The following is a 16,107-nucleotide window of genomic DNA, read 5'->3' as shown; positions in this document are numbered from 1 at the left end:
CCCGCATTCCTTCGCCGCCAGGCTGATTGATAATCTGTCGCAACTGTGAGCCGGTAATGCGTGCAGGAATCCATCTCGGCTTTTTTGCCGATTAAGGGAACCTGACTGCCGGAAATTACGTGCGCTGAGTGCCGAGTGTTGGCTTTGTGTAAATTTGAGGCAAAGCCCTCTTGGTCAAATGGTACTCAGTCTTAATTTCTGATATTCTCCGGGCAGTTTTTTGCCCAGAATATCGCCATATTGTGACGGAATGATGAACCGATGATCAGACAACGGACACTCAAAAACACCATCCGGGCTACCGGTGTCGGCCTGCACTCGGGGGAAAAGGTTTACCTGACCCTGAAGCCGGCTCCGGAAGACTCGGGTATCATCTTCCGCCGGACAGATCTGGACCCGACGGTCGAGATTCGTGCCTGTGCGGAAAATGTGGGTGAGACCATGCTGTCCACGACGCTGGTAAAAAACGGTGTCCGTGTGGCAACAGTAGAGCACCTGCTGTCAGCCATGGCTGGTCTCGGTATTGATAACTGTTTCGTGGAGCTCAGCGCGGCTGAAGTGCCCATCATGGATGGCTCCGCCGGACCGTTCGTGTTCCTGTTGCAGTCTGCCGGCATCGCCGAGCAGGACGCGGCCAAGCGCTTCATCCGCATCAAGCGTGAAGTTACCGTGGAAGAAGGCGACAAGAAGGCGACCTTCCTGCCCTTCGAAGGTTTCAAGGTTTCCTTCGGTATCGACTTCGACCATCCGGTGTTCAAGGGCCGTGCCCAGACCGCGACCGTGGATTTCTCCAGTACCTCCTTCGTGAAAGAAGTCTCCCGCGCCCGGACCTTCGGGTTCATGCGGGATATCGAGAAGCTGCGGGCGATGAATCTGGCTCTGGGTGGCTCCGTCGATAACGCCATCGTGGTTGACGACTACAAGATCCTTAATGAAGACGGTCTTCGTTACGACGATGAGTTCGTCAAGCACAAGGTACTGGACGCCATTGGCGACCTGTACCTGCTTGGTAACAGCCTGATCGGTGAGTTCCGCGGTGTGAAGTCCGGTCACGACCTGAACAACAAGCTGCTCCGTAAGCTCCGGGCCGAAGAGGATGCATGGGAAGTGGTTACCTTCGATGACGAGGCAACGGCACCCATCTCCTACATGAAGCCTGTGCTGGCAGCTCAGGGTTAAGGCAGGAAGCCTTAATCGCGGGCGTGGCTTGCGAGTTTTTCGAGAACCTCGCGTAAAGCTTTATCCTTCGTGTGCCCGGCTTCCTCTTCGAGGAGCCGGGCATTTTCTTTGCTCAGGGACTGCTTTTCGGCGGGCCTGGTCTCCCTGAAGCGCGGCGGCGTTACCTTCACTTTCAGTTTCCATACGTAACGAAACAGCTCCTGCTCGCGGACGTTGGCCATGATCTCGTGCTGACGGAAGCGGATCTGGCTGGCCCGCGTCGCGTTGGTGGCCGAAAGTATCAGTTCGCCGTCCTGGCAGCTGAGAAAGCGAACGCCACTGGCCAGTTCTTTCGGAAGGGCGCCCAGGATCTGCTCTTCCGCCTGCCGGTGCAGTTCGGCTTTGGCCACGAGTTCGCGCAGGGCCGGGTTGCCGCCGACCTTGTCGAAGCTCATGTTCTGTTTACGTTTCCGGCTCATTGACGCGTTTTTACTCGACGGTTCCATTTACGATTGGTTACACTTCGGCACGGTTTGAGGGTAGTGCCCGCTTCAGACTCGTTTTACATTGTCACAAATACCTATGTCCAGCGGGCGCTGCGATTATTCAGTACGTAGTTGTCGCCAGGGAAAGGTCAAACCCATTCGGACATCCCGGGCCGCAACACGCAGGATCAGGCTTGCGGCTCCCCGATGAAACCAGAAGACGATATGAACATTATCCTCGTAGGCAAACACCACGGGAAGTCCCGGGTTGTCGCCCTGAACGGCAAGTTCCTGGCCGGTATGCTGATGCTGGTACTTGCGTTGATCAGCGTGGCGGTCTGGGGCGGCTACCAGGCGGCAGTCAGCAAGGCCAAAGCACAGGAACCAACACCGTCGGAACTGGTGGCGCACTGGAAAAGCAAGCTGGAAGCCCAGCAGCAGGAACTGGCCGCTGTTGAGGAGCAGGTCCGTGAACAGGTTGATGCCCTGACCCTGCGCCTCGGCGAACTCCAGGGTCGTATGTTGCGCCTCGATGCTCTCGGGCAGCGGTTTGTGGAATCCGGGCTGGTCGCCAGTGAAGAGTTCAACTTTGATGAGCCGCCGGCTGTCGGTGGCCCTGAGGGGCCTGAGACCCGGGAATCTTTCTCTGCACCGGAACTGACGGACATGATCGACCGCATGGAGGCCCAGTTGGCCGACCGGGAACAGCAGTTGCGCCTGCTCGACAAACTTGCCTCCCGCCAGAAACTGGAAGAAGAGATGTATGTCGAGGGCCGGCCTATCACCTGGGGCTGGTTGTCCTCGAAGTATGGCTATCGTTCCGACCCGTTTTCCGGCAAGCGGACCTGGCATGACGGGGTCGACCTGGCGGGTAAGGACGGTAGTGACATCATTGCCGTTGCCGGTGGTGTTGTCACCTGGGCCGGTGAGCGTTACGGCTATGGTAACCTGGTGGAAATCGATCATGGTGATGGCTTGGTGACCCGTTATGGTCACTGCAAGACCGTCAAGGTAAAGACTGGTGATGTGGTCCAGAAGGGGCAGGTGGTTGCCCTGATGGGCAGCACCGGTCGGTCCACGGGCCCTCACGTGCACTTTGAGGTCCTGCAGAATGGCCGCTCCAAGGATCCTGTAAAATACATTGCCCGGGCCAATCGTTAAGTCCCGGCGGTGCCTTGTCTCGGTATCCCGGTTTTCCTCTCCAGCTCCCTCCGGCTTTGCACTTGTGCCTTCCGGAGGGCAAGTCGTTGGCATTCCGACACTTTCATTCCGGCACTTGTGAGGTGCGCCTTTTGTCCTGTCGGGAAATAAGGTTAGAATGCCGGCTTCCCTCGTTTAATTAAAGAAGCAGTGGTCTATGTTCACAAAGCTTGCAACCAAGATGTTCGGCAGCAAAAATGCCAGAGAAATCAAGAGGATGCGAAAGCAAGTAGCGCGCATCAATGAACTTGAAGAGCAGTTTGGCAATTTTTCCGACACCGAGTTGCAGGGCAAGACCGCTGAGTTTCGGCGCCGTGTGGAAGAGGGCGAGAGCCTCGATGCCCTGTTGCCGGAAGCTTTTGCCACGGTCCGGGAAGCCAGCCGTCGGGTCATGGGCATGCGCCACTATGACGTTCAGCTTATTGGTGGCATCACCCTGCACGAAGGCCGGATTGCCGAGATGAAGACCGGTGAAGGTAAGACCCTGGTGGCGACCGCCGCGGTCTACCTCAACTCGTTGTCCGGCAAGGGTGTGCATGTGGTCACGGTCAACGACTACCTGGCCCGCCGGGACGCCGACTGGATGGGTAAACTCTACCGCTTCCTGGGTCTGCAGGTGGGCGTGGTGGTCGCCGGTCAGGCCCCCGATGAGAAAAAAGCGGCCTATCAGGCGGACATCACCTATGGCACCAACAACGAATTCGGTTTTGACTATCTCCGCGACAACATGGCATTCAGCACCGAGGACAAGGTCCAACGCGGGCTGAACTTCGCCATCGTCGACGAGGTGGACTCCATCCTGATCGACGAAGCCCGGACGCCGCTGATCATCTCCGGTGCCGCCGAGGACAGCTCCAAGCTCTACCAGGCGATCAATGAACTGGTACCGAGCCTTGAGAAAGGGGAGGTATCAGAAGAGGGCGAACCTTCGGGCGACTTCACCATCGATGAAAAATCCCGGCAGGTGGAGCTGACCGAGGCTGGTCATGAGAGGGTCGAGGAACTGCTACTCAGTCGCGGCCTGCTGAACGAAGGCGAGAGCCTTTACTCCGCCTCCAACCTGAGCCTGCTGCACCATGTGCACTCGGCATTGCGGGCCCATCACCTGTTCCAGAAGGATGTCGATTACATCGTCCAGGGTGACCAGGTGGTGATCGTTGACGAGCATACCGGCCGGACCATGCCGGGCCGTCGCTGGAGCGAAGGCCTGCACCAGGCGATTGAGGCGAAGGAAGGTGTCAGGATCCAGGCCGAGAGTCAGACCCTGGCCTCGACCACTTTCCAGAACTACTTCCGTCTCTATGAGAAGCTGGCCGGTATGACCGGTACCGCGGACACCGAAGCCTTCGAATTCCGCCAGATCTATGGCCTGGACGTGGTAGTGATTCCGCCGAACAAGCCGATCCAGCGTATCGATTACAACGATCTGGTGTATCTCACCCAGGAAGAGAAATTCCACGCTATCATCGACGAGATCAAGGATGTCACCGCCGAGGGTCGTCCGATCCTCGTGGGTACCGCATCCATTGAGGCCTCCGAGCTGCTGTCAATGCTGCTGAAGAAAGCCCGGATCGACCACAAGATCCTGAACGCCAAGCAGCACGAGTCCGAGGCCATGATCGTGGCCCAGGCCGGTCGCCCGGGTGCGGTGACCATTGCCACCAACATGGCCGGCCGGGGTACCGACATCGTCCTCGGTGGTAACTGGGAATACGAAGTCGCGGCGATGGAGAATCCCACCGAGGAATCCGTCGCCAAGATGAAGGCCGAGTGGACCGAGCGTCATAACCAGGTGCTCGAGGCCGGTGGCCTGCACATCATCGGTACCGAACGTCACGAGTCCCGCCGGATCGATAACCAGTTGCGTGGTCGTGCCGGTCGTCAGGGGGATCCGGGGTCATCCCGCTTCTTCCTGTCCCTGGAAGACAACCTGATGCGGATCTTCGCCCCGGACCGGGTGAAGAGCCTGATGCAGGCCATGGGCATGAAGAAGGGCGAGGCTATCGAGCACCGCATGGTCACCAACGCTATCGAGAAGTCCCAGCGCAAGGTGGAAGGCCGCAACTTCGATATGCGGAAGACCCTGCTGGAATACGATGACGTGGCCAACGACCAGCGTACCGTTATCTACGACCAGCGTAACGAGGTCATGTCCTCCGGGGACATCTCGGACATGATCAAGACCATCCGTGAGGACGTGGTCAGCGAGCTGATCAACGAGTACATCCCGCCCCAGAGCATGCCGGAACAGTGGGATGTGGCGGGCCTGGAGTCCCAGCTGCAGTCAGAGATGGCCATCGAGTTGCCTATCCAGCAGTGGCTGCAGGAAGACAGCAAGCTTTACGAGGAAAGCCTCCGGGAAAAGATCCTCAACGAGATTGTGGCCGCGTATGAGGCGAAGGAAGCTATCGCCGGCTCCGAAGCCATGCGCAAGTTCGAGAAGCAGGTGTTCCTGCAGGTGCTGGATACCCTCTGGAAAGAGCACCTGTCCAACATGGATCACCTGCGCCGGGGTATTCATCTGCGCGGCTATGCCCAGAAGAACCCGAAGCAGGAATACAAGCGCGAGGCGTTCAACCTGTTCGAGGACATGCTGGAGACCATGAAGCGGGATATAACCCGTATCCTTTGCCATGTCCGTGTGCAGACTCCTGAGGAAATGGAAGAGGTAGAGCGCCGCCGTAAGGCCGAGCTCGAGAGAGAACTGGCCCGTGCCCGCATGCGCCATGACGAGACCAGTGCCACCGCCCAGAGCCAGGCGGAAGGCGAGGGCGGAGCTGAGGGTGAACGGCAGTCCGCGACGCCGGAAACCTTCGTCCGCCAGGAGCGCAAGGTCGGGCGAAACGAGCCGTGTCCCTGCGGGTCCGGCAAGAAGTACAAACAGTGCTGCGGCAAGGTCAGCTGACCCCGGAGCTCTGATACCGGTCAAAGACCCGCAACCTGACAAGCGCAGGCTGCGGGTTTTTGCGTTTTGAAAGTTACTGATTGGATTGAGTGAGAGGAGAGGCAGGATGGCGGTAGGTCCAGGCACCTTACCCGAGTTTTTCCCGGTAGCCGGCGTCAAGTTGGGTATTGCCAGTGCTGGCATCAAAAAACCGGGCCGGAAAGATGTGGTGGTATTCGAACTCGCTCCCGGAAGTCGAGTGGCCGGTATTTTTACCCAAAACCAGTTCTGTGCCGCGCCGGTCACTGTGAGTCGACAACACCTGGCCCGGACCACGCCCCGGTATTTGCTGGTCAACACCGGCAATGCCAATGCCGGTACCGGTGAACAGGGCATGAAGGATGCTGTCGCCTGTTGCCGGGCACTGGCAGACAACGCTGGTGTCAGTGCCGACGAGGTGCTGCCGTTTTCCACCGGCGTGATCGGCGAGCCGCTGCCGGTCGGCAAGATTGTCGGGGCCCTGCCCGAGGCGCTCGCCAATACCGCGGAGAATCGCTGGGCCGAAGCGGCCAGCGGCATCATGACCACCGATACCCGGCCCAAGGGGGCCTCCTGCCAGGTGGACCTTGGCGGCCATACCGTGACCATTTCCGGGATCAGCAAAGGTGCCGGCATGATCCGCCCGAATATGGCGACCATGCTCGGTTTCATCGCCACCGACGCCCGGATTGCGCCGGACGTACTGCATACCCTGGCTTCGGAACTGGGGGAGAAGTCCTTCAACCGGATTACCATCGATGGCGATACCTCTACCAACGATGCCTGCATGCTGATGGCCTCCGGTCAGTACGGCGGTCCGGAGATTACCGCCGACAGTCCGGAGCTTGCGACATTGCGGGAGGCGTTGCAGCAGGTCTACCTGGACCTGGCTCATGCCATTGTCCGTGACGGCGAGGGCGCCACCAAGTTTGTCACCATCGATGTCAGCGCGGCGGCCAGCCAGCAGGAAGCCCTGGACGTGGCCTACACCGTGGCCCATTCACCCCTGGTCAAGACCGCGTTGTTTGCCTCCGATCCGAACTGGGGCCGGATCCTGGCAGCGGTGGGCCGTGCCGGTGTTCCGGACCTGGACCTCAATGCCCTGGAAATCTTCCTGGGCGATGTCTGTCTGGTGCGTCAGGGCGGCCGGGCGGATGATTACTCCGAGGAGCGTGGTCAGGCTGTCATGGACCAGGAGGAAATCACCATCGCCATCGACCTGAAGCGTGGCGATATCCGCGAGACGGTCTGGACCTGTGATTTCTCCCACGATTACGTGACGATCAACGCGGAGTACCGGACCTGACCATGGCCGTAACGCAAAGCCCGGTCCGGGAGATCCACGTCGCGGTCGGTGTCATTGTCCGGGAGGGCCGGGTGCTGATTGCCCGGCGGCCCGATCACGTGCATCAGGGCGGGTTGCTGGAGTTTCCCGGTGGCAAGGTCGAGCCGGGAGAGACGGTCCAGCAGGCCCTGGTCCGGGAGATCGCTGAGGAAACCGGTTTGAGCCTGTCCGAGACGTCCCTGGAGCCGGTTATCGGGATTCGCCATGACTACGGCGACAAGCGGGTTTTCCTGGACGTCTGGCGCACCTCTGAGGTCTCTGGGGAGCCCGAAGGCCGGGAAGGACAGCCGGTGGACTGGCTGGAACCGGAACAGCTCCGTGACCAGGATTTTCCGATAGCCAACCGCCCGGTGATCCGTGCTCTGCGCCTGCCCGGGGTGCTTGCCATTACCGGTGCGATGACCTCTATGGAGGATGGGCTGGCCAGCCTTGGGAGCGGGCTGGAGCAGCTGAAAGCCTTCAGGGCCAGCTGTGTGGTTCTGCGTGCTCCCGAACTGTCACTCGAGGACTATGTCCGCTTCGCCAGCAAAGCGGTGCCCTTCTGTAAAGAGCAGGGGCTGACGCCGATCCTGCATGGCAGCCCGGAAATGTTTGATGCGGTGCCGGGTGCCGGCGGTCTGCACCTGCCCTGGCGTGAAGCTCAAGGCCTGGCCAGTCGCCCGCTTCCGGAGTCGGTGTGGCTGGGCGTGTCCTGCCACGATGCAGATCAGCTCGCCCACGCCGCAGCCGTGGGGGCCGATTACGCAACTTTGGGCCCGGTACAACCGACCAGGAGTCATCCGGGGCGTCCGGCCATGGGCTGGGAGCGATTTGAGGTTCTGGCGGCCGGGGCGGTCATCCCTGTTTATGCTCTGGGTGGGCTCGGCCCGGGGGAAGAAATTGCGGCGCGCCGGCTGGGTGGCCAGGGCGTTGCCGGAATCCGGTTCTGGTGGCGGTCTGACCGGTAGATATCAAGGCTGGCTTCCGCTCCGTCTGGTATGCTGGCGACATCTGTTCAATCCATTTCCAATCATGTCTCTGGAGAAACCGTGAGCAAGCTGACCCACCTGGATGAGAAGGGCGAAGCCCGCATGGTCGATGTCACCGATAAGGAGGTGACCGAACGGGAAGCCCGCGCCGAGGCCACCATCCGCATGGCACCGGAAACCCTGAAAATGATCATCGAAGGCGAGCATCCCAAGGGCGATGTGCTGGCAGTGGCCCGGATCGCGGGCATCATGGCGGCGAAGAAAACCCATGAACTGATACCCCTGTGCCATAGCCTGAACCTGACGTCGGTGAAGGTTGAGCTGAATCCGGGCGAGGATGGCGCTTCGGTGCACATCCTGACCCGCTGCAAGCTCTCCGGCCAGACCGGCGTCGAAATGGAGGCCCTGACCGCGGCCAGCGTGGCAGCGCTCACCCTGTATGACATGTGCAAGGCGGTGGATCGTGGGATGGTCGTGGACAACGTGCGGTTGCTGGAGAAGAAGGGCGGGCGCAGCGGTCATTGGGTTGCCGGGCAGGCCTGATCTGGCCCATGGCAGGGAGCGTACTGTCCGGTAACGATTCACCACCGGAGAGCCCACTGTGCCAAGACTACGCCAAGAAGGCGGCCACGTGATAGAATGCGCGCCCCGATTGATTGAACCACGAGGAAACACTGTGGCTGTTCGTTACATCCAGACCTGCCGGTTGCCGACCCCGTTCGGGGTGTTTGACATGCATGGTTTCGAAGAGCCGGATACCGGAAAGGAGCACGTCGCCCTGACCCTGGGGGACCTGGATAGTGATGAGCCGATGCTGGCCCGGACCCACTCCGAATGCCTGACCGGTGATGCCCTTTACAGCATGCGTTGTGACTGTGGCTATCAGCTCGAGGAAGCGTTGCGGAGCATCGCCCGTGAGGGGCGGGGCATCCTGATGTACCTTCGTCAGGAGGGGCGCGGGATCGGTCTGCTGAACAAGATCCGCGCCTACCATTTGCAGGACCAGGGCGCCGACACGGTCGAGGCGAACGAACAGCTTGGTTTTGCCGCCGACTTGCGGGACTACAGCATGTGCAAGGATATGCTGGAACACCTGGGGATCAGCAGTCTGCGATTGATGACCAACAACCCGCGCAAGGTTAAGGCACTGGAGTCCTACGGCATCGACATTGCCGAACGGGTCCCGTTACACGTGGGACGTAATCCGCACAACGAGAATTACCTTAACACCAAGCAGAGCAAGCTGGGGCACTGGCTGGAGACGCATCAGGACGACGATCCCGAGTAATTGGCCCCGCCGCCCTGAGTCGTCACGCAAAAAAGCCCGCGTCCGGAGACGCGGGCTTTTTCGTTGATAACAGCGCTACCAGGAGTTATTTGACCGCTTTGAGACTGGAGCGCTGGAGCCGTTCCAGGCGTTGGGCAATGGCCGACCGGATGCCCTCGGCGTCCAGGCCGCAATCGCTCAGCAGCTCTCCGTGTTTGCCGTGGTCAATAAAGGTATCCGGCAGCCCGAGCTGAAGCACCGGCTGGGCGACTTCACGGTGGTTCAGGAATTCGGTAACCGCGCTGCCGGCACCGCCGGCGATGACGTTCTCTTCCAGGGTCACCAGCAGGTCATGCTGCTCGGCCAGTTCCAGTACCAGCTCCTCGTCCAGGGGCTTGACGAAGCGCATGTCGGCAACGGTGGCGCCCAGTGCTTCGGCCGCTTCCAGCGCGGGCGCGAGCAGGGTGCCGAAGTTGAGAATGGCGACACCGCTGCCCTCCCGGATGCGGCGGCCCTTGCCAAGTTCCAGCGGTTTCAGCTCAGGCTCGATTTTTGCGCCCGGCCCGGTGCCCCGGGGGTAGCGCACTGCCGCCGGACCGTTGAACAGCATGCCGGTCTGGAGCATCTGCCGGGTCTCGTTCTCATCCGACGGGGTCATGACTACCATGTTGGGGATGCAGCGCAGGTAGCTGATATCGAACGCACCGGCGTGGGTCGGACCGTCTTCGCCCACCAGACCGGCCCGGTCGATGGCAAAGAGCACATCCAGGTTCTGGATGGCCACGTCATGGATCAGCTGGTCATAGCCCCTTTGCAGGAAGGTGGAGTAGATCGCCACCACCGGTTTGGCATGGTCGCAGGCCAGGCCGGCGGCCAGGGTCACGGCGTGCTGCTCGGCAATGGCAACATCGAAATACCGGTCCGGGAAGCGCTGGGAGAAAGCCAGTAGATCCGAGCCCTCACACATGGCCGGGGTAATGCCCACCACCCGTTCGTCCTGCTCGGCGGCATCGCACAGCCACTGGCCGAAGACATTGGCATATTTCGGTTTGGCCGGCTTGGGTGTGACCGGTTCCGGCTTGCTCGGTGGCACCGGTTCGATCTTGTTAATGGCATGGTAGCCGATCGGGTCGGCCTCGGCCGGCGCGAAACCCTTGCCCTTGGTGGTCACCACGTGCAGGAACTGCGGGCCATCCAGCTCCCGAATATTCTCCAGGGTCTCCACCAGCAGCGGCAGGTCATGGCCATCGATGGGGCCGATGTAGTTGAAGCCGAGCTCCTCGAACAGGGTGCCCGGGGCGATCATGCCCTTGAAGTGTTCCTCGGTCTTCTTGGCCAGAGCCATCAGGTGCGGCGCACCCTGCAACACCTTCTTGCTGCTGTCCCGGACCTGGTTGTAGGTGCGGCTGGACAGCAGTTTGGCGAAATAGTTGGACAGCCCCCCAACGTTCCGGGAGATCGACATGTCGTTGTCGTTCAGGATCACCAGCATGTTGGCATGCAGGTGGCCGGCGTGGTTCAGAGCCTCGAAGGCCATGCCCGCGGTCATAGCGCCATCGCCGATCACGGCGATACTCTTGCGCCCGGTGTTCTGCATGCGCGCGGCAACGGCCATGCCGAGAGCCGCGCTGATGGAGGTGCTGGAGTGGCCCACTCCGAAGGTGTCGTATTCGCTTTCGGCCCGCTTGGGAAAGCCGGCCAGGCCGCCCTTGCGGCGAATGCTGCCCATCTGATCCCGGCGGCCGGTGAGGATCTTGTGGGGGTAGGCCTGATGGCCCACGTCCCAGACCAGGCGGTCCTCCGGAGTGTTGAAAACATAGTGAAGAGCAACCGTCAGCTCCAGTACGCCCAGTCCGGCACCAAAGTGCCCGCCGGTCTGGCCGACGGACCACAGCAGGAACGCCCGTAGTTCCCGGGCCAGCTGGGTCAGCTGTTCGGCCGGCAACTCGCGGAGCTGGGCCGGTACATCAATCCGGTCCAGCAGCGGGGTGTTGGGCCGCTGTGACGGGATTTCCTTGAAAGTATAAGTATCCTGCATCTGCTCGGGTCTTTTGGGATGATCCAGTGTTTTCAAAATAAGTTACGACAAGTGTGCGCCTTTGGGGCAGGGTGGTTCAATGGGTTCGTGCCACCACGTAATCCGCCATCGCCCGCAGGGGATCGGCTTCCGGGCCGAATCGTTCGAGACTTGCCTGGGCGGTCTGCAACAACTCGGCCAGGTGCTGCCTGGCACCATCCAGACCCAGCAGGGCCGGGTAGGTGGGCTTGGAGCGGGCGACATCCGATCCCTGGGGCTTGCCGATCACGTCGGTGCTGCCCTCGATGTCCAGCAGGTCGTCCTGCACCTGGAAGGCCAGCCCCAGTACACGGGCATAGGTGGTCAGTGCTTCCAGCGCGCCCGTATCCGCCCGCTCGGCACTCAGGGCGCCCATCCGGACGCTGGCCTCGATCAGGGCACCGGTCTTGTGGCGGTGCATGGTTTCCAGCTGAGCCAGGGTCAGGGTCTTGCCCACCGATTCCAGGTCAATGGCCTGGCCGCCCACCATACCCTGGTGGCCCGCAGCCTTTGCCAGTTCCTGCACCATGGCCAGGCGTGCCTCGCTGGCCAGCCCCGAACCGTTGGCCAGTAGCCCGAAGGCCAGCGCCTGTAGCGCATCGCCGGCCAGGATGGCAGTGGCCTCGTCAAAGGCAATGTGGGTGGTGGGCCGGCCGCGGCGGAGCTCATCGTCATCCATCGCCGGCAGGTCATCATGAATCAGTGAATAGGCATGGATCAGTTCCACCGCACAGGCAGGGGCGAGGGCGTGCTCACTTTCATGGCCCACGGCCCGTGCCGCGGCAAGACACAGTGCGGGACGAATCCGCTTGCCGCCGCCGAGCACACTGTAGCGCATGGCATCCTGGAGGCGATCGGAGGCCGCGCTCTGATCAATACAGCGGTCCAGCTCGGCGTCGACAAGGGTGCGGCAGGACTCCAGGAAATCCTCGGCCGCCTTGGTCTGTTCGGTCATCAGTCGGCGTCATCCGGGGAGAAAGGGCGGGTTTCCAGGGTGCCATCGCTGTTCTGCACCAGCTGCTCGACCCGCTGCTCGGCGCTCTTCAATGCCTGCTGGCATTCCCGGGTCAGCTTCACGCCCCGCTCGAATGCGGTCAGGGACTGCTCCAGCGACAGTTCGCCCTGCTCCAGGTCGCGAACCAGCTTTTCCAGCTCATCCAGTGACTTTTCAAAGTCGGCTATGGATGTGGTGTCTTTTTCACCGGCCATCGGGCCCTCCGGTCGGGTGACAGAATTTCGCGGATTATACCAGAGCCGACGGGCTATCGCTGCCAGTCGAAGTGACGGCAATCGCCTTTTGAGGCCAAAGGCCCCCAGCTCTGTTCGGTGACGCGGATCTCGCCATTGCCAGCGACTGTCACAATCGTGGTCGCCCGAGTGCCATACTCCTCGCCGGCGATGAACGGGGACGACAGGAAACGCTCCGTTGCCAGGCCCACGCCGGTGTCGGGCAGCAGGTGGTCCGGAGCCGGTGTCGAGTCCTGGAGCAACGTGATCAGCCGTTGATGCAGGCAGTCAGCGTCGGCACCGGCCATGGAGACTGCCTCGCCCACGGACTCCCGCAGTCGGAGCAGCTTCGGCCAGGGCGTCTGCAGCAAGTGGTTACTGAGGCCATACACGCCCCGATGTACGCTCCTGCCCGGATGGGCGTCCCGGTTGCTGTAGTACCAGCCGCCATCGGTTCCAAGGCTGATGAGGTTGAAGCCCGCATAACGATCCGGATCGTCACTGAGATCACGGAACAGGTCTGCATCCGGCTCCGCCAGCGCACGCAATGGTAATTCCCCGCGAGTGGTGCGGCCGGCCTCGGGGGAGCCCTCCCGGACATTGGTCACCGCGCTGACCCGGCCATCCCCGGTGACGGCCAGCCAGGTACCGCCGGACTGGAGATCGCGGCCGGCCAGGACCCTCTGGCCGGAATCGGAGGTCCACCAATCCATGGATGCGGTGGGACGCCGGAAAAACTCGTCCCGGTTGGCGGCTACCACCAGAGGAAAATGGCGATTCTGGCCAAGGGCAAAGGCAATGAGGCACATGGTCGGTAATCAGTCTCCGGAAGGTGAATGGGGAGCCGTGAACTTGTTCCGTGCGGTGTGTATCATACCAGCCTTGTTTCTCGTGGGCGTGAGCAGCTATGACCCTGGTAACCGTATTTGCATCGTATCTGGCACTGGGCGCACTGGCAGGCACCATGGCGGGCCTGTTCGGTATCGGTGGTGGCCTTGTCATCGTGCCGGTACTCATCTTCAGCTTCGAGATCCAGGGTATCAGCCCGGAGATCAGCGCTCACCTTGCGGTGGGTACGTCACTGGCCACCATCGTGTTCACCTCGATTTCGTCGATCCGGTCCCACCACAAGCACCGCGCCGTACGCTGGGACATTTTCCGACCGATGACCGTCGGGATTGTTGGCGGGGCCGTCCTGGGCGCCTGGACGGCCGCCTTCATGAGCGGCGACTTGCTCCAGCTGGTGATCGGTGTGTTCGTGATGTTGGTGGCCCTGAAGATGTTGCTGGAGGTCAATCCCAAGCCCGGTCGCGATATTCCCGGCACGGTTGGCCTGGGTGTAGTTGGTGGCGGTGTCGGCTGGGCGTCTGCCATCTTCGGCATCGGCGGCGGTACGCTCACCGTGCCTTACCTGAGCTGGTGTAACGTCCGCATGCAGAACACCGTGGCTACCTCTGCGGCGTGCGGGTTGCCGATTGCCGTCGCCGGCGCCCTGAGCAACATATGGACCGGCTGGCAGCACCCGGAGCTGCCGGAGTACAGTCTCGGTTTCATCTATTTGCCGGCCCTTCTGGGGATCATCCTGACCAGCGTGTTTTTCGCCCGGTTCGGTGCCAACCTGGCCCACAAGCTGAATGCCAGGGTCCTGAAACGTATCTTTGCGATGATGCTCCTGGTGGTGGGGCTCCGTTTTCTCCTGAGCTGAGAGGTAATCGATGCTGCAGCATCCCCAGTTTGACCCGGTGGCCATTTCCCTGGGTCCCGTCAACATTCACTGGTACGGCCTGACCTATCTGGTCGGCTTTGTCGCCGGGTGGTGGCTTGGCCGCCTGCGAACCCGCAAACCCTGGTCCCCGGTCACCGAAGAACAGATGGGCGATCTCCTGTTCTACCTGGCCCTGGGCGTCATCCTCGGTGGCCGGTTCGGTTACGTGTTGTTCTATAACTTTGACACCTTCCTGGCTGACCCCCTCTGGCTCTTGCGGGTCTGGGAAGGCGGTATGTCCTTCCACGGCGGTCTGCTGGGCGTCATGTTCGCCATGTGGTGGTACGGTCGTAAACTTGGTTCCGGCTTTTGGCGCCTGGCGGACTTTGTGGCGCCGCTGGTGCCGGTGGGCCTCGGTGCCGGCCGGATCGGCAACTTCATCAACGGCGAGCTCTGGGGTAAACCCACCGACGTGCCTTGGGGCATGGTGTTTCCCCATGCTCCGGACAGCCTGGCCCGGCACCCGTCCCAGCTATACCAGTTCGCCCTGGAAGGCGTGGTCCTGTTCGTGATCCTGTGGTGGTTCTCCTCCAAACCCCGCCCGCGCATGGCTGTCTCAGGCCTGTTTCTGGTGTGCTACGGTATCTTCCGGTTCCTGGTGGAGTTCGTGCGCCAGCCGGATGCCCAGCTCGGTTACCTTGCGTTCGACTGGCTCACCATGGGGCAGGTGCTTTCCACCCCCATGATCCTCGCCGGCGCAGCCCTGATGTTCATCGCTTACCGGAGAAATGCCGAATGAAAGCCTACCTCGACCTGATGCAAGACGTCGTCGACAACGGATTCGACAAGGGTGACCGCACCGGCGTCGGCACCCGTTCGGTCTTCGGACGTCAGCTGCGGTTCAACCTGCAGGAAGGCTTCCCGCTGGTGACCACCAAAAAAGTCCACCTGCGAAGCATCATCTACGAACTGCTCTGGTTCCTGCGCGGTTCCACCGACAACAACTGGCTGAAAGAACGCAAGGTCTCCATCTGGAACGAGTGGGCCCTGGAGGACGGTGACCTCGGCCCCATTTACGGCAAACAGTGGCGCAGCTGGCAGTGCCCGGACGGCCGGGTGGTGGACCAGATCAGCGAAGTCATCGATCAGATCCGCAACAAGCCCAACTCCCGGCGCCTCATCGTCTCCGCCTGGAACCCGGCGGAGCTGCCGGACGAATCCATCAGCCCCCAGGACAACGTCCGCGAGGGTCGCATGGCATTGGCCCCGTGCCACTGTCTGTTCCAGTTCTACGTGGCCGACGGCAAGCTCTCCTGCCAGCTGTACCAGCGCAGTGCTGACCTGTTCCTGGGCGTGCCGTTCAATATCGCCTCCTATGCGCTGCTGACCCACATGATCGCCCAGCAGTGTGATCTGGATGTGGGTGAGTTCGTGCATACGTTCGGTGACTGCCACCTGTACCAGAACCACCTGACCGACGACATCGTATTCGAGCAGCTGAAGCGGGAGCCTCGTTCTTTGCCCAGGCTGGTGATCAAGCGTAAGCCTTCAAGTATCTTCGAATATGAACTTGAGGACTTCGAGTTTGAGGGGTATGAGCCTTATCCGGTGATCAAGGCGCCTATTGCTATTTGACCTCCAGCTTGGGATCGCGGTCCGGTCGTTTCGGAGGTGGCAGTGCAGCGGGTGGGGCTTTCCGAAAAACGCTGTGAATACGTCCGTGTACGCTTGGCTCCGCCATCCATGGCTCCGCACATTTTCGGAAAGCCCCAC

The 16,107-nt window shown here is 61.2% G+C and carries 15 protein-coding genes; 10 read left to right on the top strand and 5 right to left on the bottom strand.

Going from position 1 to position 16,107, the window contains the following annotated elements:
• Window positions 1-261: 261 nt before the first annotated feature.
• Window positions 262-1,179, top strand: a complete 918-nt coding sequence (lpxC, locus tag ACQUTG_RS17865; protein ID WP_428920676.1) for a UDP-3-O-acyl-N-acetylglucosamine deacetylase — start codon at window positions 262-264, stop codon at window positions 1,177-1,179.
• Window positions 1,180-1,190: 11 nt separating this feature from the next.
• Here the strand turns inward: lpxC and ACQUTG_RS17860 are convergent, their stop codons facing one another.
• Window positions 1,191-1,637 carry a DUF721 domain-containing protein gene (locus ACQUTG_RS17860; RefSeq protein ID WP_428920696.1) on the bottom strand — a complete coding sequence of 149 codons (447 nt, stop codon included), beginning with the start codon at window positions 1,635-1,637 and terminating at the stop codon, window positions 1,191-1,193.
• Window positions 1,638-1,868: 231 nt separating this feature from the next.
• On the opposite strand from ACQUTG_RS17860, the gene ACQUTG_RS17855 reads away from it, so the two are divergent.
• The 6 genes from ACQUTG_RS17855 (at window position 1,869) to ribA (ending at window position 9,367) form a co-directional block, all read left to right on the top strand.
• On the top strand, window positions 1,869-2,804 hold the full coding sequence (locus ACQUTG_RS17855) for a peptidoglycan DD-metalloendopeptidase family protein (protein WP_428920675.1): 936 nt from the start codon (window positions 1,869-1,871) through the stop codon (window positions 2,802-2,804).
• A gap of 196 nt (window positions 2,805-3,000) precedes the next feature.
• On the top strand, window positions 3,001-5,748 hold the full coding sequence (gene secA, locus ACQUTG_RS17850; RefSeq protein ID WP_428920674.1) for a preprotein translocase subunit SecA: 2,748 nt from the start codon (window positions 3,001-3,003) through the stop codon (window positions 5,746-5,748).
• 106 nt (window positions 5,749-5,854) lie between these two features.
• Window positions 5,855-7,072: a bifunctional glutamate N-acetyltransferase/amino-acid acetyltransferase ArgJ gene (argJ, locus tag ACQUTG_RS17845; protein ID WP_428920673.1), complete on the top strand. Its 1,218-nt coding sequence runs from the start codon at window positions 5,855-5,857 to the stop codon at window positions 7,070-7,072.
• A 2-nt stretch (window positions 7,073-7,074) separates the two neighbouring features.
• Window positions 7,075-8,058 carry a Nudix family hydrolase gene (locus ACQUTG_RS17840; protein ID WP_428920672.1) on the top strand — a complete coding sequence of 328 codons (984 nt, stop codon included), beginning with the start codon at window positions 7,075-7,077 and terminating at the stop codon, window positions 8,056-8,058.
• 30 nt (window positions 8,059-8,088) lie between these two features.
• Window positions 8,089-8,622: a cyclic pyranopterin monophosphate synthase MoaC gene (moaC, locus tag ACQUTG_RS17835; protein ID WP_428920671.1), complete on the top strand. Its 534-nt coding sequence runs from the start codon at window positions 8,089-8,091 to the stop codon at window positions 8,620-8,622.
• 133 nt (window positions 8,623-8,755) lie between these two features.
• Window positions 8,756-9,367 (top strand): GTP cyclohydrolase II, encoded by a 612-nt coding sequence (gene ribA, locus ACQUTG_RS17830; protein WP_428920670.1) that lies wholly within the window; start codon window positions 8,756-8,758, stop codon window positions 9,365-9,367.
• A gap of 85 nt (window positions 9,368-9,452) precedes the next feature.
• Here ribA and dxs read toward each other — a convergent pair whose 3' ends face one another.
• The 4 genes from dxs to ACQUTG_RS17810 all read right to left on the bottom strand — a co-directional run bounded on the left by dxs (window position 9,453) and on the right by ACQUTG_RS17810 (window position 13,438).
• Window positions 9,453-11,384: a 1-deoxy-D-xylulose-5-phosphate synthase gene (dxs, locus tag ACQUTG_RS17825; RefSeq protein ID WP_428920669.1), complete on the bottom strand. Its 1,932-nt coding sequence runs from the start codon at window positions 11,382-11,384 to the stop codon at window positions 9,453-9,455.
• Window positions 11,385-11,460: 76 nt separating this feature from the next.
• The gene (locus tag ACQUTG_RS17820; protein ID WP_428920668.1) at window positions 11,461-12,357 is read right to left on the bottom strand and encodes a polyprenyl synthetase family protein; all 897 of its coding nucleotides are present in this window, start codon (window positions 12,355-12,357) and stop codon (window positions 11,461-11,463) included.
• Window positions 12,357-12,611 (bottom strand): exodeoxyribonuclease VII small subunit, encoded by a 255-nt coding sequence (locus ACQUTG_RS17815; RefSeq protein ID WP_092005260.1) that lies wholly within the window; start codon window positions 12,609-12,611, stop codon window positions 12,357-12,359. The genes ACQUTG_RS17820 and ACQUTG_RS17815 overlap by 1 nt, the downstream gene beginning before the upstream one ends.
• A 53-nt stretch (window positions 12,612-12,664) precedes the next feature.
• Window positions 12,665-13,438: an NRDE family protein gene (locus ACQUTG_RS17810; RefSeq protein ID WP_428920667.1), complete on the bottom strand. Its 774-nt coding sequence runs from the start codon at window positions 13,436-13,438 to the stop codon at window positions 12,665-12,667.
• Between the two features lie 98 nt (window positions 13,439-13,536).
• Here ACQUTG_RS17810 and ACQUTG_RS17805 point away from each other — a divergent pair, with 98 nt between their 5' ends.
• Genes ACQUTG_RS17805 through ACQUTG_RS17795 form a run of 3 tightly spaced genes read left to right on the top strand, consistent with a single transcriptional unit; the run spans window position 13,537 to window position 15,969 of the window.
• Window positions 13,537-14,334, top strand: a complete 798-nt coding sequence (locus ACQUTG_RS17805) for a sulfite exporter TauE/SafE family protein (protein WP_428920666.1) — start codon at window positions 13,537-13,539, stop codon at window positions 14,332-14,334.
• A gap of 10 nt (window positions 14,335-14,344) precedes the next feature.
• A complete protein-coding gene (gene lgt, locus ACQUTG_RS17800) occupies window positions 14,345-15,133 on the top strand; it encodes a prolipoprotein diacylglyceryl transferase (protein WP_428920665.1) in 789 nt (262 codons plus the stop codon).
• Complete coding sequence (locus ACQUTG_RS17795) at window positions 15,130-15,969, top strand: thymidylate synthase (RefSeq protein ID WP_428920664.1); 840 nt, start codon at window positions 15,130-15,132, stop codon at window positions 15,967-15,969. Before lgt ends, ACQUTG_RS17795 begins: the two co-directional genes overlap by 4 nt.
• Window positions 15,970-16,107 lie beyond the last annotated feature (138 nt).

This window comes from Marinobacter sp. DUT-1, assembly GCF_050379415.1.
Taxonomy (GTDB): Bacteria; Pseudomonadota; Gammaproteobacteria; order Pseudomonadales; family Oleiphilaceae; genus Marinobacter.
The sequence above is the reverse complement of the archived record's forward strand: the minus strand, read 5'-3'. Positions and strand labels throughout refer to the sequence as shown.

Excerpts from the sequence above, each read along its gene's own strand:
- ACQUTG_RS17840 (WP_428920672.1), top strand. The coding sequence starts at position 7,075 with ATGGCCGTAACGCAAAGCCCGGTCCGGGAGATCCACGTCGCGGTCGGT.
- dxs (WP_428920669.1), bottom strand. The coding sequence starts at position 11,384 with ATGCAGGATACTTATACTTTCAAGGAAATCCCGTCACAGCGGCCCAAC.
- lgt (WP_428920665.1), top strand. The coding sequence starts at position 14,345 with ATGCTGCAGCATCCCCAGTTTGACCCGGTGGCCATTTCCCTGGGTCCC.
- moaC (WP_428920671.1), top strand. The coding sequence starts at position 8,089 with ATGCTGGCGACATCTGTTCAATCCATTTCCAATCATGTCTCTGGAGAA.
- argJ (WP_428920673.1), top strand. The coding sequence starts at position 5,855 with ATGGCGGTAGGTCCAGGCACCTTACCCGAGTTTTTCCCGGTAGCCGGC.
- ACQUTG_RS17805 (WP_428920666.1), top strand. The coding sequence starts at position 13,537 with ATGACCCTGGTAACCGTATTTGCATCGTATCTGGCACTGGGCGCACTG.
- ACQUTG_RS17855 (WP_428920675.1), top strand. The coding sequence starts at position 1,869 with ATGAACATTATCCTCGTAGGCAAACACCACGGGAAGTCCCGGGTTGTC.
- ACQUTG_RS17820 (WP_428920668.1), bottom strand. The coding sequence starts at position 12,357 with ATGACCGAACAGACCAAGGCGGCCGAGGATTTCCTGGAGTCCTGCCGC.
- lpxC (WP_428920676.1), top strand. The coding sequence starts at position 262 with ATGATCAGACAACGGACACTCAAAAACACCATCCGGGCTACCGGTGTC.
- secA (WP_428920674.1), top strand. The coding sequence starts at position 3,001 with ATGTTCACAAAGCTTGCAACCAAGATGTTCGGCAGCAAAAATGCCAGA.
- ACQUTG_RS17860 (WP_428920696.1), bottom strand. The coding sequence starts at position 1,637 with ATGAGCCGGAAACGTAAACAGAACATGAGCTTCGACAAGGTCGGCGGC.
- ACQUTG_RS17815 (WP_092005260.1), bottom strand. The coding sequence starts at position 12,611 with ATGGCCGGTGAAAAAGACACCACATCCATAGCCGACTTTGAAAAGTCA.
- ACQUTG_RS17810 (WP_428920667.1), bottom strand. The coding sequence starts at position 13,438 with ATGTGCCTCATTGCCTTTGCCCTTGGCCAGAATCGCCATTTTCCTCTG.
- ACQUTG_RS17795 (WP_428920664.1), top strand. The coding sequence starts at position 15,130 with ATGAAAGCCTACCTCGACCTGATGCAAGACGTCGTCGACAACGGATTC.